Origin of the sequence: Frigoribacterium sp. CFBP 8766 (assembly GCF_014841435.1) — a bacterium.
GTDB lineage: Bacteria > Actinomycetota > Actinomycetes > Actinomycetales > Microbacteriaceae > Frigoribacterium.
This window is the reverse complement of record NZ_JACYTX010000001.1, coordinates 676,719-696,232: the sequence shown is the minus strand read 5'-3', so window position 1 is coordinate 696,232 and position 19,514 is coordinate 676,719. Positions and strand designations below refer to the sequence as shown.

Below are 19,514 nucleotides of genomic sequence, written 5' to 3'. Positions count from 1 at the left end.
GTTCCCTCTCGTCGTGCGGCGCTGCTCGCGGTGCGTGCTGGTCCGGCGGCCGTCCGACGGACGCGACGCAGCGCCATCCCCTCCACCGTACACAGCCCCTGGGACCGCAGATGCCGACCGGCGAGGGTCGACACGCCGCTCACGTTCGTCGTCACGTGGCGTGTCGGACCCTCACGGTCGGCATGTGCGGAAGCAGCCGCGGCGGTGCGCTGCTACAGCGTCGCGAGCGCCGCGTTCAGCGTCGCCGAGGGCCGCATCACGGCCTCGGTCGCGGCGGCGTCCGGGTGGTAGTACCCGCCGATCTCGACGGCGGTGCCCTGCGGGGCGATCAGCTCGGAGACGATCGTCTCCTCCTGCCCGCCGAGGGTCGCCGCTAGCGACGCGAACGCCGACGCCAGCTCGGCGTCGTCGGTCTGCGTCGCGAGCTCGTCGGCCCAGTACTTCGCGAGGAAGAAGTGGCTGCCGCGGTTGTCGATCGAGCCGAGCTTGCGGCCGGGCGACTTGTTCTCGTCGAGGAACGTTCCGGTCGCGCGGTCGAGCGTGTCGGCCAGCACCTGGGCGCGGGCGTTGCCGGTCGAGGTGGCGAGGTGCTCGAAGCTGACCGCGAGGGCGAGGAACTCGCCGAGGCTGTCCCAGCGCAGGTAGTCCTGTTCGACGAGCTGCTGCACGTGCTTCGGCGCCGAGCCGCCGGCTCCGGTCTCGAACAGGCCGCCGCCGTTGATCAGGGGCACGATCGACAGCATCTTGGCCGAGGTGCCGAGCTCCATGATCGGGAACAGGTCGGTCAGGTAGTCGCGCAGCACGTTGCCGGTGACGGAGATCGTGTCCTCGCCCCGGCGGATGCGCTCGAGCGAGAAGGCCATCGCGTCGACGGGCGACAGGATCTCGATCTGCAGGCCCTCGGTGTCGTGCTCGGCGAGGTAGCCGCGCACGAGCCCGATCAGGGTCGCGTCGTGGGCGCGGGTCTCGTCGAGCCAGAAGACGGCGGGCGTGCCGCTGACACGGGCGCGGGTGACGGCGAGCTTGACCCAGTCGCGGATCGGGACGTCCTTCGTCTGGCAGGCGCGCCAGATGTCGCCGGTGGCGACCTCGTGCTCGATCAGCACGTCGCCGGCCTCGTTCAGCACGCGGACGGTGCCGTCGGCGGGGATCTCGAAGGTCTTGTCGTGCGAGCCGTACTCCTCGGCGGCCTGCGCCATGAGGCCGACGTTCGGCACGGAGCCCATCGTCGCGGGGTCGAAGGCGCCGTTCGCGCGGCAGTCGTCGAGCACGGCCTGGTAGATGCCCGCGTAGCTCGAGTCGGGTATGACCGCGAGCGTGTCGTGCTCCTCGCCGTCGGGGCCCCACATGTGGCCCGAGGTGCGGATCATCGCGGGCATCGAGGCGTCGACGATCACGTCGGACGGCACGTGAAGGTTGGTCGTGCCCTTGTCGGAGTCGACCATGGCGAGGTCGGGCCCGTCGGCGATGCCCTGGTCGAACGCCGCGCGGATCTCGTCGCCGTTCGGCAGCGAGGCGAGCCCCTGCAGGATGCCGTTGAGGCCGTTGGCGGGGTCGAGCCCGGCCGCGCGCAGGTCGTCGCCGTACTTCTCGAAGACCTGGGGGAAGAAGGCGCGGATGACGTGGCCGAAGAGGATCGGGTCGCTGATCTTCATCATCGTGGCCTTGAGGTGCACCGAGAACAGGACGCCCTCGGCCTCGGCCCGGGCGATCTGCGCGGCGAGGAACTCGTGCAGCGCGGCGACGTGCAGCACCGTGCCGTCGACGACCTCGCCGGCGAGCACGGGGATCGACTCGCGCAGCACGGTGGTCGACCCGTCGGCGCCGACGTGCTCGATGCGCAGCACGTCGTCGGCGGGCAGCACGACGGTCTTCTCGTTCGAGCGGAAGTCGTCGACGCCCATGGTCGCGACGTTCGTCCTGCTCTCCGCCGTCCAGGCGCCCATGCGGTGCGGGTGCTTGCGCGCGTAGTTCTTGACCGAGAGCGGCGCACGGCGGTCGCTGTTGCCCTCGCGGAGCACCGGGTTCACGGCGCTGCCCTTGACCTTGTCGTAGCGGGCCTTGACGTCGCGCTCCTCGTCGGTGGAGGGCGAGTCGGGGTACTCGGGCAGGTCGTAGCCCTGCCCCTGCAGCTCGCGGACGGCGGCCTTCAGCTGCGGCATCGACGCCGAGATGTTCGGCAGCTTGATGATGTTGGCCTCGGGCGTCTTCGCCAGGGCCCCCAGCTCGGCGAGCGCGTCGCCCTGTCGCTGCTCGTCGGTGAGCCGCTCCGGGAACTGGCTGATGATGCGTCCGGCCAGCGAGATGTCGCGGGTCTCGACGTCGACCCCCGCGGTGCGGGCGTACGCCTGGACGATGGGCAGGAACGAGTAGGTCGCCAGCATCGGCGCCTCGTCGGTGAGCGTGTAGATGATCGTGGCCATGCGGCAGGTGCTCCTCTGGTCTCGCGCGTGCGTGCGGTCGCCCCCACGGTACTCGGCAGGGGTCTCTCGACATCAAGATACATGCCGCCTCCGACGGTCCCCTGAGGAGCTGCGGTGACGGCCGAGGAGGTGCGGTGACGGCGCGACCGGCGCAGGGACGACCGCAGGAGGCGCGGGCCGACTCAGCGAGGCAGCGGCGGCTCGATCACGCGCGAGGTCACCGACACGACCACCTCGGCGCCCGAGCCGCGCCCGGCCCGGTCGCGCAGCACCGCGGCGACGCGGGCCAGGGTCTCCGGCGTGGCCTGCCCGACGTCGGTGGCAACCGAGGCGGCGACGGTCAGCACTCCCCCGGTCCGCACGACGTCCACGAGGCCGCGGGGCCCGCCGCCGTCGATCCCGTCCGCCACGGCGGTGATCGCGGCGACGACGACCGGCCGCGCGTCGAGCACCTCGACGACGCCCTCGACCCCGCGCACGGCGTCGGTCAGGTCGAGCGAGAGGTCGTGCAGCTCGGCCGCGGTCCCGTCGTCGTGGGCGCCGTCGTGCTGGTCGCCGGCTCGGTCCTCGGTGCTCATGACGCGCCTCCCTCGTCCAGCCACACGTCGTCGACGACGACGTGCACGGCAGCGATCCGCAGCTCGGTGTGCAGCGCGAGCGCGGAGACCGCCGCCGCGCGCAGGGTGCCGGCAGCCTCGCGCAGCGGCACGCCGTACCGCGCGGTCATCGTGAGGGTCACCTCGATCGGGGCGCCCGCTTCCGTGACGTCGCCGTCGAGCTCGCTCGACCGCACGACGACCCCGTCGACGGCGTCGCCGACCTGGCGCAGCAGCCCGCGCACCGCCGCCTCGGTCACGCCGAGGCGCACGCCGGGGTCGGGGTGCCGGAGGGGGATGTCGCGTCCGCCCACGACCTCGGCCTTGATCGAGTCGATCAGCCCGGCGATCCAGGTGTCGTCGCGCGACGGCAGGCGCGACGCCTCGTCCTCGAGCACCGACAGCGAGAGGCCGCGGACCCGCTCCAGCGCCCGCAGCGTCAGGCGGCACTCGGCGCTCGCCTCGATGCCGGGGTCGCGGGGCGTCCGGCCGCGGTCGAGGTAGTCCTCGAGCTCGTCCAGGGTCCGGCCGTCCACGAGCTCGTCCTGGTCCGCAGGCTGCGGGGGCACACCCGGCGCACCCGGCACGCCGGGCGCGCCCGGCACGCGCGCGTCGTCGTCGTGGTCGCTCATCGCCAGGCCTCCATCTCGTGGAGCAGGAACTTGCGGGCACGGGCGATCTGCCCGCGCACGGTCGAGAGGGGAAGCTGCAGGGCCTCGGCGATCTCCGCGTACGACCAGCCGCCGGTCTCCCGCAACAGCCAACACCGTCGCTGGTCGAGCGGCAGCTTGTCGAGGGCCGTCCACATCGCGTCCAGCTGCAGCCGCGACTCGACGACGCGGTCCGGGGCGGCTTCGCGGGAGGCGGGGGCGTCGTGTGCGTCGATGTCGTCGTGGTCGCGGCGCACGCGGAGCCGGTCGATGCTCTTGTTGCTCACGATGCGCATCAGCCAGGGACGCAGGCGGGACGGGTCCTCGAGGTCGGACAGGCGCCTCCAGGCGGTGAGGAACGCGTCCTGCACCACGTCGTCCGACTCGAGGTCGGTGCCGAGCAGGCGGCCGGCGTAGACGCGCATCAGCGGGCCGTGCCGGCGGGCGACGACCTCGAACGCGTGCACGTCGCCGTCGCACGCCCGGACCGCGAGGGTCGCGTCGGTCGCGGACGAGAGCGGGTCGACGACCGGCTCGGGACCGGGGGCCTCGTCGGGCGTCGCGGTGCCGGAGATGTCGTCCTCCTCCGGCTCGGCCCTGCGGCCGAGGTCACGGCCGTCGCGCCTCCGAGGATGCCACCACGCGAGGAGCCGGCGTCCAGCACTGGCCGCTGACCGAGTGGGCGGGCGGCCGCGAGGCGCTGTCGACGTGAGCGTCCTGCCCCCGTTCTGGGGCGCCTCCTCGACCAGTCGATCGCGCCACGAGTGTCGAAGATCCTTCATGTCCTGTGGATCTGTGACGTTCTCGCCTCGGCGGACGTCTTGAAGGTGCACGAGCCGCTCACCAGGAGGCGCGCGCAGCAGGGCAGAGCACCGAGAGGACCACGCATGACCACGACGAGCACAGGACCCGTCACCACGGCGCGACCCACCACCGACGCCGACGCCCCCACCACCGCCGACCGGGCGACCACCGCCGCCCACGACGACTCCCCCCGCCGCCACGTCCGCTCCGAGGACGGCGGCGACGACCTCGGCGAGGCCGCGGCCCGGCTCGAGGAGCTCTACGGCGGTCGCCGCTTCCGGGTCCGCACCAGCACCGAGTCGTTCCGCTGGCGCTACGCGTCGGCGGGCGACGACCGGCTGAGCCTCCGCACCTCGACGATCACCGGCCACCTCCAGGGCGAGGTGCCCTGGTCGACCGAGTACGTCATGTCGTGGTTCCGGCACGGCAGCGGCACCCTCGCCAGCCGTGGCGGCTCGTTCGCGAGCATCGGCGGCGAGCCGTTCCTGCTGCCGGCCGAGACGTCGTTCTCGTTCACGCTGACGCCGCACCGCAACTCGCTGGTGCACGCCTCGGCCGAGTTCCTCGAGCAGGTCGCGACCGAGCGGCACGGCGGCCCGCCGCAGCGCGTCCTCTTCCAGCCCGGGCCCACGCTGTCGGCCGAGGCCCTCACGGCCTGGCGGACCAGCGTCTCGGGGGCCACGGCGGCCGTCGTCGACGAGGACGTCCCTCCGCTGACCCGACTCGAGGGGCAGCTCACGTTCGCGCGGGCGATGCTCGACCTGTTCCCGTGGCGCGCCGTCGACGTGCCGCGCAGCATCCGCACGCCGCGCACCGCACGGCTGCGGGAGGCCGCCGAGTACGTCCACGCGTACGCCGACCAGGCCATCACGCCGGCCGACGTCGCGAACGCCGTCGGCATGCACACGCGGACGCTGCAGCAGGCCATGAGCACGCACCTCGGGATGTCGCCGACCAGCTACCTCCGGCAGGTGCGGCTCGACCGCGCCCACCGGGAGCTGCTCGACGCGTCCCCTCGGGAGGCGCTCGTCTCCGAGGTCGCCCGTCGCTGGGGCTTCGGGAACCTCGGCCGCTTCTCGGCGGCCTACCTCGCCCGCTTCGGCGAGTACCCCCGCGACACCCTGGCCCGCTAGGGCCTCCCACGAACCAGGGAAGCGGCGACAGCTCGTCCAGAAAACGAGCGCCGCCTCCCCGGATGCTGAGAGCAAGCTGAACGACCGTGACACCCCCAGCCCTCGATGCGTCTCAATGATGAGTCCCACACCGGGGCCCCGGACGACCACCCGGTCGTCCACCACTAACGACCCATGCACACCACGAACTGAGGAGCACCACATGACCAACGTCGCCCCCGCCACCAACTCCGTCGCGAAGCACACCTCCGACGCCGCGGGCAAGAACACGATCGCCGACGGCGTCGTCTCGAAGGTCGCCGGCATCGCCGCCCGCCAGGTCCCCGGCGTGCACGACCTGGGCAACGGCGCCGCCCGTGCCATCGGCGCGATCCGCAACGCCATCAACCAGCAGGACCGCGGCCAGGGCGTCTCGGTCGAGGTCGGCGAGAAGCAGGTCGCTGCCGACATCGTGATCGTCGCCGAGTACCCCGTCGACCTCCAGCAGGTCGCCGACGAGGTCCGCTCGTCCGTCACCGACGCCATCTCGCAGGTCGTCGGCATGGAGGTCACCGAGGTCAACGTCACCGTCTCCGACGTGTACATCCCCTCCGAGGACGACAACGACGACAACAACGACAGCCGCGTCCAGTGATGACCGCGACCAACAGAGGCATGCTCGTCGGCGCGGTCCTCGCGCTGGCGGCCCTGCAGTTCGGCTTCGGAGGCCTCCTCCTGGTCGCCCTCGCGATCGTGATCGGCTACTTCGTCGGTCGCTTCACCGAGGGCAAGCTGGACGTCCGCGGTGTCGCGGACGCCCTCCGCGGGCGGCGGTCCTCGTGACCGCGGCGGTGACGGCCGACCAGGCCTCCCACGGCCGCACCGTGATCACGTCGCGCGCCGTGCGCCGTGTGGTGTCGGCCGTCACCGCGGAGGCACTGGACGCCAAGTCGTCCGACGTGTCCGTGGAGCTGACCGACCGTGACGGCGGGCTCACCCTCGTCGCCAAGGCACCCGTGCGCATCACGCCGCTCGGCCTGCCGAACCGCGCGTCGGGCACCCTGCTGGACCGGCTCACGTCGGCCCAGACCACCATCCGGGAGCGGGTCCGCCAGCTCACCGGCACCGAGGTAGAACGCGTCGACCTGCAGATCACCGGCGCCGAGCTCAGCCAGAGGAGGCGGGTCTCATGAGCACCAGCACCACCTACCGCCGCATCCTCCGCCGGGAGACGCACTCGTCGAGGTCCGGCATCGCCGTGACCCTCGCCGTGCTGCTCATCCTGGTGTTCGCCTGGATCGGCACCGAGTCCGTCCTGGCCGCCGTCGGGACCGCGCCCCTCCTGGTCGCCCCCGCCGACGCCGCCTCGGCCGTCCTCGGAGCAGCTGGCGCCCCCGTCGGCGCCCTCACCGCGATCGGCGTCGTCGTCGCGATCATCGGCCTCGTGCTGATCGTCGTGTCGCTCGCCCCCGGTCGCCGTGGCCGCCGTGCCGCCGGTGCCGACCGCACCGCAGCCGTCGTCGACGACCGGGTCATCGCCCGCTCGCTCGCCCGCACCGCCAGCTTCGCCGGCGACGTCCACCCCGACCGGGTGAACGTCAGCGTCGGCAAGAAGGTCGCGCTGGTCGAGATCGACCCCGTCACGGGACGCACCGCCGACCTCCGCAGCATCGAGGAGGCGGTCCGCGACGAGATCTCCGGGTACGACTACACCCCGGCGCTCCGCCCCCGCGTGAAGCTGTCCAAGAAGAAGGGCAAGGTCGGCCGATGAACGACACCAACCGCGGTCTCAACCGCTTCGTCGTGTTCCTCGTGGGCCTCGTGCTCCTCCTCGCCGGCGCAGCCGTCGCGGTGGGCGCCCTGTGGCCCGACGTGCAGCAGACGGTCTCGGACGGTGCGTCCGACGCGACCGGCCAGGTCACGGACGCGCTCTCGGGCGGCCAGGTCTGGATCCTCTGGGTCACGGCCGCCGTGTGCGCCGTGCTGATCGTCCTGCTCGTCGCGTTCATCGTCCGTCAGGGCGGCGGCCGCACGAGCACGCTGATCGACCTCTCCGAGTCGGACGACAGCCACTCGCCGACCGGCGGCCACGTGGTCGTGGACGCCAAGGTCGCGGCGAACGTGCTCGAGGAGGCCCTGTCGAACACGCCGGGCGTGCTCGCCGCCGACGTCGTCGCGTTCCGCGTCAAGGGCGAGAACGTCCTCCGCGTGACCGTGGACGCCCGCCGCGGCGCCTCGCCGGTCGACCTGCGTCGCGCCGTCGACGAGGCGGTCGTCCGCTGGGACGAGCTGCTCGGCACGGTGACCCCGGTGGTCGTGCAGATCAACGGCGGCCTCCGCACGCAGATGTCGTCGGCCACGCGCCTCGACTGACGCCGCTCCACCCGCACCACCCCGGACGGCCCTCGCTCTCGCACGAGGGCGGGGGCCGTCCGCGTCCCGCCCGGGACGCCCGCGTCGACCTCGACCGCCAGGCCGACCTCGGCCACCACGTCGACCTCGACGCCCGGGAGCAGCCACCGGCGCTCCCCCCAGACTCCGGACCCCCCCGGTCCGCACCCTCCAGGAAGGACGGCCCTCGTGACCGACTCCGCGCACCACGTGACCCCCATCGACCTCGACGACGCAGGCCCCGCCGAGGCGGAGACGCCCGAGCAGGCCCTGCACCGCATGATCGCCGTGACCGCCCTCGGCACCACCGGCGTGCACAAGCTGGGCACCACGGCCGCCCGCGTCGCCGGTGCCCTCCGCACCGCCGTCGGCGCCACCTCCACCCCCGGCATCCGCACGAGCACCACCGACGCCGGCCTGCTGGTCGAGGTGTCGGTCGTCGCCGAGTACCCCGCGAAGGTGACCGACGTCGCCGACCACGTCCGCACCGCCGTGCAGCACGCCGTCGGACAGGTCGGCGACGAGGCCGTCACGGTCGACGTGGCCGTCACCGACGTGCACGGCCCCTTCGACGAGGCCGACGAGGCGCGTCGCCAGGCCGCCGCCGAGAAGCGCAAGGCCGCCCTCGCCGACGCCCGCGACTCGGCGAAGGCCAAGGCCGCTCAGGTCCGCGACACCGTCGCCGACCGTGCCGGCCAGGTGGGCGACGCCCTGAAGGAGGGTGCCGACAAGGCCTCCGACACGATCCAGGAGAAGGCCGCGCAGGTCGCCGACAAGGCCGACGAGGTCCGCGAGGCCGCGTCCGACAAGGCCGACGAGCTGGGGCAGCAGGCGAGCCGCAAGGCCGACGAGCTGGGCGACCAGGCCCGCGACCTCCGCGACGAGGCGAGCCGTCGCGGCGACGACGCCGCAGCGAGCGCAGGAGGCGCCGCCTCCGACGCGAAGGACGCCGCCGGCGACCTGCTGGACGCTGCCCGCACCCGCGCCGCCGACGCCCTCGACTCGCTCTCGGATGCCTCCGACCGGGCCGGCGACGACCAGGACCGCGACCGTGCCGAGACCGCGAGCGACGCCTCCTCGTCCACCCGCGCCTCCTCGGCGGACTCCGACGACGTCGTCACCGACGTGCCCGACGGCACGACCGTGACGGTCACCGTCGAGGACGGCGACACCACCGTCGTCGTCGACACGGCGGACGACGCTCGCCGCGACGGCGACGCGGACGACCAGGGCACCTCCGCCCGCTGACCCGCACCACCTCCACCACCACCTGACCGCGAGAGGCGACGACGATGTTCGGACGCACGACCATGTCCACCCGACGGGCCCGGCCCCGTGCCGTCTGGGCAGCGCTCGTCACCTCCGCGGTGCTCTGCTTCCTGATCGTGGTGGGCGTCTTCGTGCCCGTCCTCGGTCTCATCGGGGCCGCCGACGGCGGCACAGCAGGTGCACTCGACGTGCCGGTCGGCTCGATCGCCGCGGCCGCCGTGATCGGCTACCTGCTCGCGGTCGTGCTGCTGGCGCTGGTCCTCGTGGTCCGCAACGGGGCGCTCGCGTGGGTGCTCGGCGTCGCCGCCGTGATCTCGACGCTGCTCGTGTCGCTCTGGCCGCTGCTCGCGACCGCGCTGGCGGGCGTCGACCAGGCACGCGACGTCGGCCCGTTCATCCAGGAGCTCCTCCAGCGCTTCAGCTGACTCCCGCCCTCGACGTGGTCCGCGGCTGACTCAGCTCTGCAGCTCGGCGAGCAGCCGCTCTACGCGGCCGCGGATGTCGTCGCGGATGGGCCGGACGGCGTCGATGCCCTGGCCGGCCGGGTCGGCGAGCTCCCAGTCTTCGTAGCGCTTGCCGGGGAAGATCGGGCAGACGTCGCCACAGCCCATCGTCACGACGGCGTCGGAGGCGTGGACCTGCTCGGTCGTCATCAGCTGCGGCACCGCCGTCGAGATGTCGATGCCGACCTCGGCCATCGCCTGCACGGCGACCGGGTTGATGCTCTCGCCGGGCTCGCTGCCGCCCGACCGCACCTCGACGGTGCCGTCCGAGAGCGACCGCATGAAGCCGGCGGCCATCTGCGACCTCCCCGCGTTGTGGACGCAGACGAACAGGACGACGGGCTTCGGGCTCATGCGGTCATCCTGGCCGACGTCGCTCTCCCGTTCCTGAGGGCGGGGCGAGCGCGCGCGCCGCCTCAGGCCGAGCCGAGCAGGACGCCGAGAACGCCGGCCCCGACGGCCAGCACGAGCACGCCGAGCCCGTACGCGACACCCGGCCCCCACCGGCGCTCGGCGAGCAGCCGAACGGTCTCGACGCTGGCCGTGCTGAAGGTCGTGTAGCCGCCCATCAGGCCGCCGCCGAGCACGAGCAGCAACTCTGGTGCGAGAGCCGAGGAGGCGGCGAGCCCGGTGAGCAGGCCGAGCACGAACGAGCCCCCCACGTTGATCACCGCCGTGGCGAGCGGCAGGCGAGTCGACACAGCCGCACGGACGACCCCGTCGACGACGAGCCGCAGCGCGGCGCCGACTCCGCCGGCGAGTGCCACGGCCACGAACAGCCAGGGGGCGATCACGAGTCGTGCCGCCGGTCCGGGCGCTCACGGGAGCGGTCTCGACCGCGGGCGAGCGCGGCTCCGAGCGAGATGCCGCCGGCCGCGGCGAGCGCCCCGGCCACGACCGACCCGAGCGCGTACGCGAGGGCGACGCCGGCGTGCCCGTCGAGCAGCAGCCCCGTGTCGACGGCGAGCGCGCTGTACGTCGTGAAGCCGCCGAGCACGCCCGTGCCGACGAACAGGCGGAGGTCGCGGCGGCGTCCGCGGTCGGGCCCGCGACGCAGCAGCGACTCGAGCAGCAGGCCGAGGGCGAACGAGCCCACGACGTTGATCACGGCGATCGTGACGGGCAGCGTGCCGGGCGCCGCAGGGAAGGTCAGGGCCAGTGCCTCTCGGGCCCCGGTGCCGAGGGTCCCTCCGACGACGACCAGGCCGAGCGACCGCCAGCGCAGGTGCACCGGCCGGACCGACGCCTCCTCGGCTCGCAGGTCGCCGTCCCCGGGGTCGGCGAGCGGCGGTGCGGTCACGTGCGCCTCCCCGGTCCCGTGCCGACGGGCGCGGCACCTCGGCAGTCAACCACGCACGAGGGCCCCGGGTCGGCGACGACCCGGGGCCCTGCACGAGCGAGGGGTGCGCCTAGAGCTCGATCTTCTGGTTGTCGGCGTCCAGCGCGTCGCCGGTCACCTTCGACTTGACGAACGAGAGGGCCGAGGCGACCTTGCCGCCGGGGCTGTCCCAGTACTCGGCGCTGTCGGCGGAGAACTTGACGAGTCCGACGGTCGGGTCGGACGGGCCCTCGGGGAACCACGCCTCGACGCGGCTGTTCCACAGCTGCTCGAGCTTCGCGTGGTCGTCGACGACGGCTGCGGTGCCGGCGAGCGAGACCCACGAGTCGCGGGCGCTGAGGGTGACGCCGACGGTGTCCTTGCGCTGGAGGTGCGCGACGGCCGTCGAGCCGAGGCCGACGATGAACCAGAGGTCGCCGTCGAACTCCGTCTCCTGCAGGGTCATCGGGTGCCCGACGAGGGCCCCCTTCTCGTCGATGGTGGTGAGCATCGCGAAGTCGAAGTCGCCGAGCAGCTTCGCGAGCTTGGCGACGTCGTCGTGATGGGTGGTGCTGGTGCTGTCGGCCACGAGTGGCTCCTTCCGTCCGTCGGCCTGGGCCGACACGAGTCGAGCGGGGGTGGTGCTCCGCCCACACTGCTCCCCCGGGCGCCCCGGATGCACGGCTCCCGACGCGGGACCTCGGAGACCGTTCCCAGCCGGGTGCGTGTCCCAGCAGCCTGTCGGGCACCGCCCGCCGCCCCGGCTCCCGTGCGGAGCAGCCGCGACGTACGCTGTCCGTGCACGCTGCTCCCCGCACGTCCCCGGCGCGAAGGACTCCCATGCGACACGACGGTCACCCCGACGACCTGCCTGCCGACCTGCCCGAGGGCGGTCCGGCGACGGGACCGGCCGAGGAGGCGCACGAGGCGGGGCGGGAACGCCCGGTGACCGACGCGGTCGCCCAGGAGGCGCCTCCTGCGTCCGACCTGGACGCCTGGTCGGAGGAGCGGCACCGCGAGCTCGAGCTCTACCTCGAGCACGACCGCGAGGTCGAGGCGCTGCGGCAGCGAGAGCTCGAGGCCGCCGAGCGGCAGCGCCGGGAGCGTGCCGCCCGGCTGCGCGAGGCCGAGCTTCCGCCCGAGCTGCGCGACGCGGACGACGACGACTGGGTCCCCGGACGACGCCGTCGCCTCGTCATGGGCACCTCGCGGGTCGTCGCGGCGATCGCCCTGGTGGCGGTGCTGGCCCTGGCCGTCACCGCGGTCTTCTAGGCGACTAGGCGTCCGTCTCGGCGTCGTAGCGGGCGCGGGCGCGCTCGACCTCGGGCAGGTTCCGGCTCGTCCAGGTCAGCAGGGCGTCGACGAGCTCGTTGAGGGAGTCGCCGATCGGGGCGATGCGGTACTCGACGGCGATCGGCCGCGTCTGCAGCACGACGCGCTCGACCATCCCGTTGCGCTCGAGCCGGCGGAGCGTGGCCGTCAGCGACTTCTGGCCGACCGCGGGCACGACCCGGCGCAGCTCGTTGAAGCGGAGCGGCCGTTCGCAGAGCTGGTCGAGCACCTGCAGCGACCACTTGTCGAGCAGCTCGTCGAGCAGCTCGCGGTGCGGGGCGTCGACGTGCAGCAGCTCGGGGCCGGGCAGGGAGGTGGTGTCGTCCATGCCACCTAGTCTCGTTGAGGTGCCTCTCGTGCACCAGGTAGACAGAGGGAACCACGACGACCCGCGACGAACGGCGTCGCCCTGCCGCGTCGTGCCACGAGAGGAAGCCCTGAGATGACCGTCCAGACCCTGAGCCCGGAGGGCATGTTCCAGCCCGTCCCCTACGACCACGTCTCCATCGCGTCCGGCTCCCGGCACGTGCACGTCGCGGGCCAGATCGCGCGCGACGGCGAGGGCCGCCGCCTGTTCCCCGGCGACCTCGCGCAGCAGGTGGCCCAGGTGCTCCGCAACGCGCACCGCGGGCTCGCGGCCGCCGGTGCCGACTTCTCGGACGTTGTCCGGCTCCGCTTCTTCCTCACCGGCTCGACGCCCGAGATGTTCGCCGACTTCACGGCCGGCATCGCGCTGGTCGCCGACGAGCTCGACCTGCCGACTCCCCTGCCCCCGGTGTCGGCGATCGGCGTCGACTTCCTCTTCGAGCCCGACGTCCTGGTCGAGCTCGAGGCGTACGCGATCCTCGACTGAGGCGAGGGAGTCCCGCTCGACGACTCGAGGCCGGACTGGGGTGGGCCGAGTCGCCTACTCGGCGATCTCGGCGTCGTCCTGGGCGCTGAGGTAGAGGCGGTGGCTCGTGATGATGAGCGAGAGCCAGCCGGTGCCGGTCACCCAGCCGACGGCGACGTCGGTGAACCAGTGCGCGCCGAGCAGCACCCGCGAGAGGCCGACGGTGACCGCAGCGGCGGCGGCCCCGCCGATGACGGCCACCTGCGGGCCGTTCCTCTCCTGCCGCAGGGCGACGAGGTAGGCGAGCACGCCGAGGATCGTCGTCGTGTTGAGCGTGTGGCCCGACGGGAACGAGGGCGACTTCTCGAAGGGCGGGATCGCCTCGTGCCGGGGCGGCCGGTTGCGCGCGATCAGCTTCTTGCCGATCAGCGTCATGGCGAGCGACCCGGCGCCCGCGGCCACGATCAGCGTCACGGGGTTGGCCCGCCGGTCGCGCACGCCGAAGGCCACCGCCGCGCTGACGGTGAGCAGCGGCATGGCGATCGGGCCGAAGACGTGGGCGATGGTCGCGGCCGCGCCGTTGACGACGGGCGAGCGCAGGGCCTTCGCCTTCTCGAGCGCCGGCCGGTCGAGGCGGCCGATGCCGTCGCGGTCGGTGACGCCGTCGTAGATGTAGGCGGCCCCCACGGTCGCCGCGGCGAGGACGCTCCCGCCCACGGCGAGCGTGCCGACGAGCGCCCGGCGGGCGCCGACGCGCTTGGCGATCTCGCGGTGCTGCGACGCGAGCCGCCGCCCCGCCGGGGTGCGCCACTCGGTGAGGTCGCGCTGCCCGATCCGCCGGTCCGCACGGGAGCTCCCGGCTGCGGTCGGACGGGCGGGGGCCGAGTTCGTGGAACGGGTCATCGCCCCAGTCTGGCCCTCGGGGCCGCAGTGCCGCCGGGAGGTGCGGACCGGGTCCCGATGACCCGGCCCGCACCTCCTCGGTGCCCTGCTAGTCGCCCTTCACGTTGACGATCTGGCGCAGCGTGTGCCGGATCGTCACGAGCTCCGCCGCGTCGGCCATCACCTGGTCGATCGGCTTGTACGCCGCGGGGATCTCGTCGAGGAACGCGTCGGTGTCGCGGTACTCGATGCCCTCCATGGCGGTGCGGAGCTGGTCGTGCGTGAACGCCTTGCGGGCCGCGCTCCGCGAGTACGCCCGGCCGGCGCCGTGCGGCGACGACTCGAGGGCGACGGGGTTCCCCTTGCCCTCGACCACGTAGGAGGCGGTGCCCATGCTGCCGGGGATCAGCCCGGCCTGCCCCGCCCTCGCCGAGATGGCGCCCTTGCGGCTGAGCCACACGTCCTTGCCGAAGTGCCGCTCGCGCTGCGTGAAGTTGTGGTGGCAGTTGATCCGCTCCTGCTCCTCCACGGGCGAGCCGACCCAGTCGGCGAACTGGCGGACGACCCGGTCCATCATCTCCTCGCGGTTGAGCAGGGCGAAGCGCTGTGCCCAGCCGAGCTCGGCGATGTACCGGTCGAACTCGGCCGTGCCCTCGACGAGGTAGGCGAGGTCAGGGTCGGGCAGCGTGATCCACCAGCGCTTCATGGCCGCCTGGGCGACCTTGATGTGCGCCTGGGCGATCTTGTTGCCGACGCCCCGGCTGCCCGAGTGCAGGAACAGCCAGACCGCGTCCGTCTCGTCGAGGCTGACCTCGATGAAGTGGTTCCCGCTGCCCAGCGTGCCGAGCTGCAGCTGCCAGGTACGGGCGTACGAGGCCGGGTCGAAGCCGGCCTCGGCCGCCAGCGCCTCGAGCTCGGCGACGCGCGGCTCGGCGGTCGCGACGACCTTGCGGTTGTAGGCGCCGGCCGAGGTCGGCACGGCCCGCTCGATCTGCTCGCGCAGCGGCTTGCGGTCGGTCGGCAGGTCGGCCGCCGTGAACTGCGTGCGCACGGCGATCATGCCGCAGCCGATGTCGACGCCGACGGCGGCCGGCATCACGGCGCCGAGCGTCGGGATCACCGACCCGACGGTGGCGCCGAGGCCCAGGTGGGCGTCGGGCATCAGCGCGAGGTGCGGGTAGATGAACGGCATCGTCGACGTCGTCCTGGCCTGCTGCTCGGTCTTCTCCTCGAGCAGGCTGGCCCAGCTGAACAGCCGGGCAGTGATCTTCTCCATGGTCCTCTCGGTCCTCTGTGGGGTGGGGTGTCGTCGTCCGGGGCGGACGGACGCACGCCGACCCTGCAGTGTCGGTGGATGCGAGAGATGCGCCCCGGCCCTCGTGGGCGCGGGGCGTCGGGTGACGCGGGCGGCCTACGAGAGGGTGTCGAGTTCGAGCACGGTGCTCTGCTGCTGCTCGGGCAGTGTGTGCTGCGCGAGATACCAGGCAGGGTCACGACCGTCGAGGAGGCGCGGTGCACGGATGTCGGTCATGGTGCGGTTCGACACGGTGCGGTCCTCTCTCTCGGGGTGCTGGACGTCGACGAGGCGACGGGCGCGCCGACTGTCGGCACGAGAGGCGACAGTACAGCCCGGGCGTGTCGCTGTCCACATCCCGGGCGTGTCGCGGACCAGATGAGCGCCCCTGTCAGGCCCGGAGACGACCGGCGTGCGCTCGGGCCTTCATCCTGTTGCCGCAGGTCGCCATGGAGCACCACTTCGCGGTGCCGGGGCGGCTGTGATCGACGAGGAAGAGGTTGCACTCGTCGTTCGCGCAGGCGCGGACGCGACCCGGGAACTTCTCGGCGACGCGTGACCACGCCAGGACGGCCGTGGTCGCGAGGCGGTCGTCGTCCGCCGCGACGAGGTCCCAGGCCACGCCCTCGGACGTGACGCGAGGCGTGCGCACCGCCCCCTCGACCACGCGCGCGAGCTCGTCGACCGCCTCCGGCCCGGCCCCGCGGATCACGGCCTGGAGGGCTCCTCGAGCCCGGCGGAGCTGAGCGGCCTCGTCGACCGAGCCGACGCCGCCCCAGCTCCGGGCCAGCTCGCGACCGTGGTCGCCCTCGAGGTCGTCCGTCGGGTGCCCGTCCACCACCGGGGCGCTGTTGAGCACGGCCAGCAGCAGCTCTTCGTCCGTCAGCATCGGTCCTCGCCTCCTCGCACCTGTCCGGCACGACCTGACCCATGCTACCGTCACCTAACCAGTAAAACAATCCAAAGGGGTTACTCATGGTCGCCGTCCACCACCGCACCGTCTCCGTCGACGGGCACGACGTGTTCTACCGGGAGGCCGGGCCCGCCGACGCCCCCGTGCTGCTCCTGCTGCACGGGTACCCGTCGAGCTCCCACATGTTCCGGCACCTCATCCCGGCACTGGCCGAACGGTACCGCGTGGTGGCCCCCGATCACCTCGGCTTCGGTCGCTCGTCCGCCCCGTCGACCGACGAGTTCGACTACACCTTCGAGGCCCTCGCCGCCGTGACCGGACGGTTCCTCTCGTCGTTGGGGATCGAGCGGTACACGGTCTACGTCCAGGACTACGGCGCCCCGATCGGCTGGCGTCTCGCCCTCGCCGACCCGGCGGCGATCACCGGCGTCATCAGCCAGAACGGCAACGCCTACGAGGACGGCTTCGTGCCGAGCTTCTGGGACGGGATCTGGGCCGACGCCGCCGAGCGGACCGACGAGACCCGCGACGCGCTCCGCCCCGCGCTCGGGCGGGAGGCCGTCGAGTGGCAGTACACCCACGGCGTGCCCGACCCCACGACCGTCGACCCCGACGCCTGGGAGCACGACCTCGTGCTCCTCGCCCGCCCCGGACAGGACGACGTCCAGCTCGCCCTCTTCCGCGACTACGCGACCAACCGCGCCCTGTACCCGGCGGTGCACGACTGGCTCCGCACCTCCGGCGTCCCCGTCCTGGCCATCTGGGGACGCAACGACGAGATCTTCGCGGCCGCGGGCGCGAACGCGTTCCTCGAGGACTCCCCCCCGGCCCGGGTGGAGCTCGTCGACGGCGGGCACTTCCTCCTCGAGTCGCACCTGGACGAGGTCGCCGGCACGATCAGGGACTGGCTCGCAGACCAGGCCTGAGCACTCCGGACCGCCCCCCTTCCGCCGCGGGCGCATGCAGGGAGAATGGACCATGACCAGCGACCTGAGCCTCCCCGTCGTCGTCTCGGCCCGTGGCGCCGACGTGCTCGTCCGACGAGCCGTGCCGGACGACCTCCACGCCGTCATGCGGCTGCTGGCCGACGACCCGGTCAGCGCAGGCCGAGGCGACGTCGCCGGCGAGGAGGACGTGGACGCGTACGCCTCGGCGCTCGGTCGCATCGTCGACGACCCGAGCAACGAGCTCGTCGTCGTCGAGGACCGGGACGGGGTGGTCGTGGGCACGCTGCAGCTGACGGTCGTCCCCGGCATGGCCCGGCGGGGCAGCACCCGGCTGCTCGTCGAGGCGGTCCGCGTCGCGAGTACCGAGCGCTCGTCCGGCATCGGCAGCGCTCTGATGCGATGGGTGGTCGAGCAAGCCGCCGTCGAGCTCCGCACGCCGCTGGTGCAGCTCACCTCGGACGGCGCACGCACCGACGCGCACCGCTTCTACCTGAGGCTCGGCTTCGTCGACTCGCATGTCGGATTCAAGTACGCCGTGACGCTCCCGGACTCGCCGAGCCGATAGCCGGGAACGTCTGGTTCCAGCCGCCACGGCCGCACCGGCGCTGTCGGTGTCGATCAGCGCTCGAGCAAGGAGAGGCGGGAGACGCCGACTGCCGCCCGCCCCTCTGCCGCTTCGAGATGAGTCGCCCCGGTCCGGCCCGCTTCTCGAGCCGGGGGGTGCCTCCTGGTTCTCGATCGCTCGCGAGCTACTTCACCTGCAGGTCGTCGACAGCCCAGAACCAGTTGTTGTCACCGTTCGTCAGCGAGAACCGCACCCGCATCGAGGAGGCGCCGGTGGGAACGCTCACCACGTGACGATCGACGGCAGCGATGCGGTCGGCCGTGTACGTCGTGACGTTGCGCCAGGTGCCACCGTCGAACGAGACGAGCACGGACGCCGTCTCCGCGCCCTCCTTCCGGTAGTGCGAGCCGAACGAGACGGTCGCACTCGACTTGCCTGCGACCGAGTACGCCTGCGAGGTCATGAGGCTGTTGAAGGTGCCCGACTTGCTCTTGTCGGCCCACTCATCGCTGTCGGCGACGGCGAAGACGCCGCGCGCGCGGACGTTCGTCTCGCGCTGCTGACCTGTCTCCGTGGCGGTCCAGAAGGGGTCCGTGGTCAGTGACCAGCCCCGCCACTCGGTGACGCCTCCCGTGCCCATGCCGGAGTTGTCGACCGTCCAGCCCGAGGGGAACGTCTTCGTCCAGCCGAGGGTGCCGCCCGGGATGCCCGTCTCGTCGACACGGCCCTGGAGGCTGCCTGCCCGGGTGTCGAAGGGGTCGGTCGACGCTGTAGCGAGCGGTCGGCCGTCGAGGACGGACGGCACGGCCACGCCGAAGGCCGAGAGGACGTCCGCGGCGATGTCGACGTTCTTCGGGGCGATCGCGGGCGTGGTCTTCGTGATGCCGGGGCCGGTCTTGATGATGAACGACGCACGCTCGGCAGCGCTGTTCCCGCCGTGTCCGCCAGAGTCGGTGTGGCCGTGGTCGGAGGTGATGATGAACGACCACGACTCGGAGGCGTAGCCGGGGCGGGACGTGACCGCGGTCCGCAGTTTCCCGATCAGGCCGTCGACCTCGGAGACGGCGTCGAGGTAGTCCTGCGAGGCGGCACCGTGGTCGTGGCCGGCATGGTCGACGTCGTCGAAGTGGATGAAGGAGGCGTTGGGCCCGGTGCTGCGGAGGTACGAGGCGGCTTTCGCGGCGGTGTCGACGTCGCCTGTGGATGCGTAGCGCTGGTCGACGGCCGAGGTAAGCAGGGCGGGGCCAGCAGAACCGTCGACGATCGGAGCCCAGGTGACGGCGGCGTAGGTGCTCACGGCACGGTCTGCGGCCTCGAGGCGAGACAGGAAGTCGGGGTAGGAGGCGATGCTGCTGCCCGCCCAGCTGTTGCTGGTGACCCCGTGCTTGTCGGGCCAGACACCGCTGAGGTTCGTCGCCCAGCCGGGCCCGGAGAACGTACTCGACATGGGCGAGCCGTAGAGGCTGGTCTTGCTCGAGTACCCGGACGCGATCATCGCGTCGAGGTTCGGCGCCGCGGCAGGGGCGATCCTGTCGAACAGGAGTCCGTCGACGCCTATGACGACGACGTGGCGGGAGGTGTCGACGGCGGCGGAGGCCGCGATCGGCACCGCGGTCGCGGCGAGCGTGGCGGCGACGATCCCTGCGGCGAGCACGGTCGCCTTGCGGGGTGTTCTCATGGGGG

At 72.7% G+C, this 19,514-nt stretch carries 26 protein-coding genes; 12 read left to right on the top strand and 14 right to left on the bottom strand.

The genetic code is table 11. The features are described from left to right. Positions 1 to 212 precede the first annotated feature (212 nt). The 4 genes from IFT90_RS03365 to IFT90_RS17495 all read right to left on the bottom strand — a co-directional run bounded on the left by IFT90_RS03365 (position 213) and on the right by IFT90_RS17495 (position 4,451). Positions 213 to 2,423, bottom strand: a complete 2,211-nt coding sequence (locus IFT90_RS03365) for an NADP-dependent isocitrate dehydrogenase (RefSeq protein WP_192040960.1) — start codon at positions 2,421 to 2,423, stop codon at positions 213 to 215. 182 nt (positions 2,424 to 2,605) lie between these two features. Further along, the gene (locus IFT90_RS03360; RefSeq protein WP_192040959.1) at positions 2,606 to 3,001 is read right to left on the bottom strand and encodes a hypothetical protein; all 396 of its coding nucleotides are present in this window, start codon (positions 2,999 to 3,001) and stop codon (positions 2,606 to 2,608) included. Then, positions 2,998 to 3,651 carry a hypothetical protein gene (locus tag IFT90_RS03355; protein ID WP_192040958.1) on the bottom strand — a complete coding sequence of 218 codons (654 nt, stop codon included), beginning with the start codon at positions 3,649 to 3,651 and terminating at the stop codon, positions 2,998 to 3,000. Before IFT90_RS03355 ends, IFT90_RS03360 begins: the two co-directional genes overlap by 4 nt. Continuing rightward, on the bottom strand, positions 3,648 to 4,451 hold the full coding sequence (locus tag IFT90_RS17495; RefSeq protein WP_192040957.1) for a sigma-70 family RNA polymerase sigma factor: 804 nt from the start codon (positions 4,449 to 4,451) through the stop codon (positions 3,648 to 3,650). The genes IFT90_RS03355 and IFT90_RS17495 overlap by 4 nt, the downstream gene beginning before the upstream one ends. 105 nt (positions 4,452 to 4,556) lie before the next feature. Here IFT90_RS17495 and IFT90_RS03345 point away from each other — a divergent pair, with 105 nt between their 5' ends. The 8 genes from IFT90_RS03345 to IFT90_RS03310 all read left to right on the top strand — a co-directional run bounded on the left by IFT90_RS03345 (position 4,557) and on the right by IFT90_RS03310 (position 9,670). Further along, positions 4,557 to 5,606, top strand: coding sequence for a helix-turn-helix domain-containing protein (locus IFT90_RS03345; protein WP_192040956.1), 1,050 nt, complete (start codon positions 4,557 to 4,559; stop codon positions 5,604 to 5,606). Positions 5,607 to 5,808: 202 nt separating this feature from the next. Next, entirely contained in the window at positions 5,809 to 6,240 is a 432-nt protein-coding gene (locus IFT90_RS03340; RefSeq protein ID WP_146903457.1) for an Asp23/Gls24 family envelope stress response protein, read from the top strand. Next, a complete protein-coding gene (locus tag IFT90_RS03335; protein WP_123547931.1) occupies positions 6,240 to 6,428 on the top strand; it encodes a DUF2273 domain-containing protein in 189 nt (62 codons plus the stop codon). The genes IFT90_RS03340 and IFT90_RS03335 overlap by 1 nt, the downstream gene beginning before the upstream one ends. Then, positions 6,425 to 6,778 carry a hypothetical protein gene (locus tag IFT90_RS03330; RefSeq protein WP_123547930.1) on the top strand — a complete coding sequence of 118 codons (354 nt, stop codon included), beginning with the start codon at positions 6,425 to 6,427 and terminating at the stop codon, positions 6,776 to 6,778. The genes IFT90_RS03335 and IFT90_RS03330 overlap by 4 nt, the downstream gene beginning before the upstream one ends. Beyond that, positions 6,775 to 7,356 carry a DUF6286 domain-containing protein gene (locus tag IFT90_RS03325; protein ID WP_192040955.1) on the top strand — a complete coding sequence of 194 codons (582 nt, stop codon included), beginning with the start codon at positions 6,775 to 6,777 and terminating at the stop codon, positions 7,354 to 7,356. The genes IFT90_RS03330 and IFT90_RS03325 overlap by 4 nt, the downstream gene beginning before the upstream one ends. Next, positions 7,353 to 7,958 carry a hypothetical protein gene (locus tag IFT90_RS03320; protein ID WP_192040954.1) on the top strand — a complete coding sequence of 202 codons (606 nt, stop codon included), beginning with the start codon at positions 7,353 to 7,355 and terminating at the stop codon, positions 7,956 to 7,958. Before IFT90_RS03325 ends, IFT90_RS03320 begins: the two co-directional genes overlap by 4 nt. A 207-nt stretch (positions 7,959 to 8,165) precedes the next feature. Then, entirely contained in the window at positions 8,166 to 9,224 is a 1,059-nt protein-coding gene (locus IFT90_RS03315; RefSeq protein WP_192040953.1) for an Asp23/Gls24 family envelope stress response protein, read from the top strand. 44 nt (positions 9,225 to 9,268) lie between these two features. After that, positions 9,269 to 9,670 carry a hypothetical protein gene (locus tag IFT90_RS03310; RefSeq protein WP_192040952.1) on the top strand — a complete coding sequence of 134 codons (402 nt, stop codon included), beginning with the start codon at positions 9,269 to 9,271 and terminating at the stop codon, positions 9,668 to 9,670. A 30-nt stretch (positions 9,671 to 9,700) separates the two neighbouring features. Here IFT90_RS03310 and IFT90_RS03305 read toward each other — a convergent pair whose 3' ends face one another. From IFT90_RS03305 to IFT90_RS03290, 4 genes are all read right to left on the bottom strand, one after another. After that, positions 9,701 to 10,102, bottom strand: a complete 402-nt coding sequence (locus IFT90_RS03305; RefSeq protein ID WP_192040951.1) for an arsenate reductase ArsC — start codon at positions 10,100 to 10,102, stop codon at positions 9,701 to 9,703. Between the two features lie 62 nt (positions 10,103 to 10,164). Continuing rightward, positions 10,165 to 10,539: a CrcB family protein gene (locus tag IFT90_RS03300; RefSeq protein WP_192041410.1), complete on the bottom strand. Its 375-nt coding sequence runs from the start codon at positions 10,537 to 10,539 to the stop codon at positions 10,165 to 10,167. Then, positions 10,539 to 10,979 (bottom strand): CrcB family protein, encoded by a 441-nt coding sequence (locus IFT90_RS03295; RefSeq protein ID WP_192041409.1) that lies wholly within the window; start codon positions 10,977 to 10,979, stop codon positions 10,539 to 10,541. The genes IFT90_RS03300 and IFT90_RS03295 overlap by 1 nt, the downstream gene beginning before the upstream one ends. 178 nt (positions 10,980 to 11,157) lie before the next feature. Further along, positions 11,158 to 11,655 (bottom strand): pyridoxamine 5'-phosphate oxidase family protein, encoded by a 498-nt coding sequence (locus IFT90_RS03290; protein ID WP_123547924.1) that lies wholly within the window; start codon positions 11,653 to 11,655, stop codon positions 11,158 to 11,160. A gap of 251 nt (positions 11,656 to 11,906) precedes the next feature. Between IFT90_RS03290 and IFT90_RS03285 the strand changes: the two genes are divergently transcribed. Beyond that, entirely contained in the window at positions 11,907 to 12,338 is a 432-nt protein-coding gene (locus IFT90_RS03285) for a hypothetical protein (RefSeq protein WP_192040950.1), read from the top strand. A gap of 4 nt (positions 12,339 to 12,342) precedes the next feature. Here the strand turns inward: IFT90_RS03285 and IFT90_RS03280 are convergent, their stop codons facing one another. Continuing rightward, on the bottom strand, positions 12,343 to 12,726 hold the full coding sequence (locus tag IFT90_RS03280) for a helix-turn-helix domain-containing protein (RefSeq protein WP_192040949.1): 384 nt from the start codon (positions 12,724 to 12,726) through the stop codon (positions 12,343 to 12,345). Between the two features lie 114 nt (positions 12,727 to 12,840). On the opposite strand from IFT90_RS03280, the gene IFT90_RS03275 reads away from it, so the two are divergent. Next, entirely contained in the window at positions 12,841 to 13,251 is a 411-nt protein-coding gene (locus IFT90_RS03275) for a RidA family protein (protein ID WP_192040948.1), read from the top strand. Positions 13,252 to 13,305: 54 nt separating this feature from the next. Here the strand turns inward: IFT90_RS03275 and IFT90_RS03270 are convergent, their stop codons facing one another. The 4 genes from IFT90_RS03270 to IFT90_RS03260 form a co-directional block, all read right to left on the bottom strand. Further along, positions 13,306 to 14,133: a phosphatase PAP2 family protein gene (locus IFT90_RS03270; protein ID WP_192040947.1), complete on the bottom strand. Its 828-nt coding sequence runs from the start codon at positions 14,131 to 14,133 to the stop codon at positions 13,306 to 13,308. 88 nt (positions 14,134 to 14,221) lie between these two features. Beyond that, on the bottom strand, positions 14,222 to 15,388 hold the full coding sequence (locus IFT90_RS03265; RefSeq protein ID WP_192040946.1) for an RtcB family protein: 1,167 nt from the start codon (positions 15,386 to 15,388) through the stop codon (positions 14,222 to 14,224). A 135-nt stretch (positions 15,389 to 15,523) separates the two neighbouring features. Beyond that, complete coding sequence (locus IFT90_RS17255; protein ID WP_256413420.1) at positions 15,524 to 15,658, bottom strand: hypothetical protein; 135 nt, start codon at positions 15,656 to 15,658, stop codon at positions 15,524 to 15,526. A gap of 139 nt (positions 15,659 to 15,797) precedes the next feature. Then, entirely contained in the window at positions 15,798 to 16,295 is a 498-nt protein-coding gene (locus IFT90_RS03260; protein ID WP_192040945.1) for a CGNR zinc finger domain-containing protein, read from the bottom strand. A gap of 86 nt (positions 16,296 to 16,381) precedes the next feature. On the opposite strand from IFT90_RS03260, the gene IFT90_RS03255 reads away from it, so the two are divergent. Beyond that, positions 16,382 to 17,245, top strand: coding sequence for an alpha/beta fold hydrolase (locus IFT90_RS03255; protein WP_192040944.1), 864 nt, complete (start codon positions 16,382 to 16,384; stop codon positions 17,243 to 17,245). A gap of 52 nt (positions 17,246 to 17,297) precedes the next feature. Further along, complete coding sequence (locus IFT90_RS03250) at positions 17,298 to 17,831, top strand: GNAT family N-acetyltransferase (RefSeq protein ID WP_192040943.1); 534 nt, start codon at positions 17,298 to 17,300, stop codon at positions 17,829 to 17,831. A gap of 184 nt (positions 17,832 to 18,015) precedes the next feature. On the opposite strand, the gene IFT90_RS03245 is transcribed toward IFT90_RS03250, so the two are convergent. Next, positions 18,016 to 19,509 (bottom strand): alkaline phosphatase family protein, encoded by a 1,494-nt coding sequence (locus IFT90_RS03245; protein ID WP_192040942.1) that lies wholly within the window; start codon positions 19,507 to 19,509, stop codon positions 18,016 to 18,018. Positions 19,510 to 19,514: the final 5 nt, after the last annotated feature.

What these genes read in the sequence shown, in the direction of transcription:
- IFT90_RS03275 (WP_192040948.1), top strand. Translation starts at nt 12,841, where the DNA reads ATGACCGTCCAGACCCTGAGCCCGGAGGGCATGTTCCAGCCCGTCCCC.
- IFT90_RS03260 (WP_192040945.1), bottom strand. Translation starts at nt 16,295, where the DNA reads ATGCTGACGGACGAAGAGCTGCTGCTGGCCGTGCTCAACAGCGCCCCG.
- IFT90_RS03310 (WP_192040952.1), top strand. Translation starts at nt 9,269, where the DNA reads ATGTTCGGACGCACGACCATGTCCACCCGACGGGCCCGGCCCCGTGCC.
- IFT90_RS03250 (WP_192040943.1), top strand. Translation starts at nt 17,298, where the DNA reads ATGACCAGCGACCTGAGCCTCCCCGTCGTCGTCTCGGCCCGTGGCGCC.
- IFT90_RS03325 (WP_192040955.1), top strand. Translation starts at nt 6,775, where the DNA reads ATGAGCACCAGCACCACCTACCGCCGCATCCTCCGCCGGGAGACGCAC.
- IFT90_RS03360 (WP_192040959.1), bottom strand. Translation starts at nt 3,001, where the DNA reads ATGAGCACCGAGGACCGAGCCGGCGACCAGCACGACGGCGCCCACGAC.
- IFT90_RS03285 (WP_192040950.1), top strand. Translation starts at nt 11,907, where the DNA reads ATGCGACACGACGGTCACCCCGACGACCTGCCTGCCGACCTGCCCGAG.
- IFT90_RS03320 (WP_192040954.1), top strand. Translation starts at nt 7,353, where the DNA reads ATGAACGACACCAACCGCGGTCTCAACCGCTTCGTCGTGTTCCTCGTG.
- IFT90_RS03305 (WP_192040951.1), bottom strand. Translation starts at nt 10,102, where the DNA reads ATGAGCCCGAAGCCCGTCGTCCTGTTCGTCTGCGTCCACAACGCGGGG.
- IFT90_RS03280 (WP_192040949.1), bottom strand. Translation starts at nt 12,726, where the DNA reads ATGGACGACACCACCTCCCTGCCCGGCCCCGAGCTGCTGCACGTCGAC.
- IFT90_RS17495 (WP_192040957.1), bottom strand. Translation starts at nt 4,451, where the DNA reads ATGAAGGATCTTCGACACTCGTGGCGCGATCGACTGGTCGAGGAGGCG.
- IFT90_RS03335 (WP_123547931.1), top strand. Translation starts at nt 6,240, where the DNA reads ATGACCGCGACCAACAGAGGCATGCTCGTCGGCGCGGTCCTCGCGCTG.
- IFT90_RS03255 (WP_192040944.1), top strand. Translation starts at nt 16,382, where the DNA reads ATGGTCGCCGTCCACCACCGCACCGTCTCCGTCGACGGGCACGACGTG.
- IFT90_RS03345 (WP_192040956.1), top strand. Translation starts at nt 4,557, where the DNA reads ATGACCACGACGAGCACAGGACCCGTCACCACGGCGCGACCCACCACC.
- IFT90_RS03340 (WP_146903457.1), top strand. Translation starts at nt 5,809, where the DNA reads ATGACCAACGTCGCCCCCGCCACCAACTCCGTCGCGAAGCACACCTCC.
- IFT90_RS03265 (WP_192040946.1), bottom strand. Translation starts at nt 15,388, where the DNA reads ATGGAGAAGATCACTGCCCGGCTGTTCAGCTGGGCCAGCCTGCTCGAG.
- IFT90_RS03355 (WP_192040958.1), bottom strand. Translation starts at nt 3,651, where the DNA reads ATGAGCGACCACGACGACGACGCGCGCGTGCCGGGCGCGCCCGGCGTG.
- IFT90_RS03270 (WP_192040947.1), bottom strand. Translation starts at nt 14,133, where the DNA reads ATGACCCGTTCCACGAACTCGGCCCCCGCCCGTCCGACCGCAGCCGGG.
- IFT90_RS03365 (WP_192040960.1), bottom strand. Translation starts at nt 2,423, where the DNA reads ATGGCCACGATCATCTACACGCTCACCGACGAGGCGCCGATGCTGGCG.
- IFT90_RS03245 (WP_192040942.1), bottom strand. Translation starts at nt 19,509, where the DNA reads ATGAGAACACCCCGCAAGGCGACCGTGCTCGCCGCAGGGATCGTCGCC.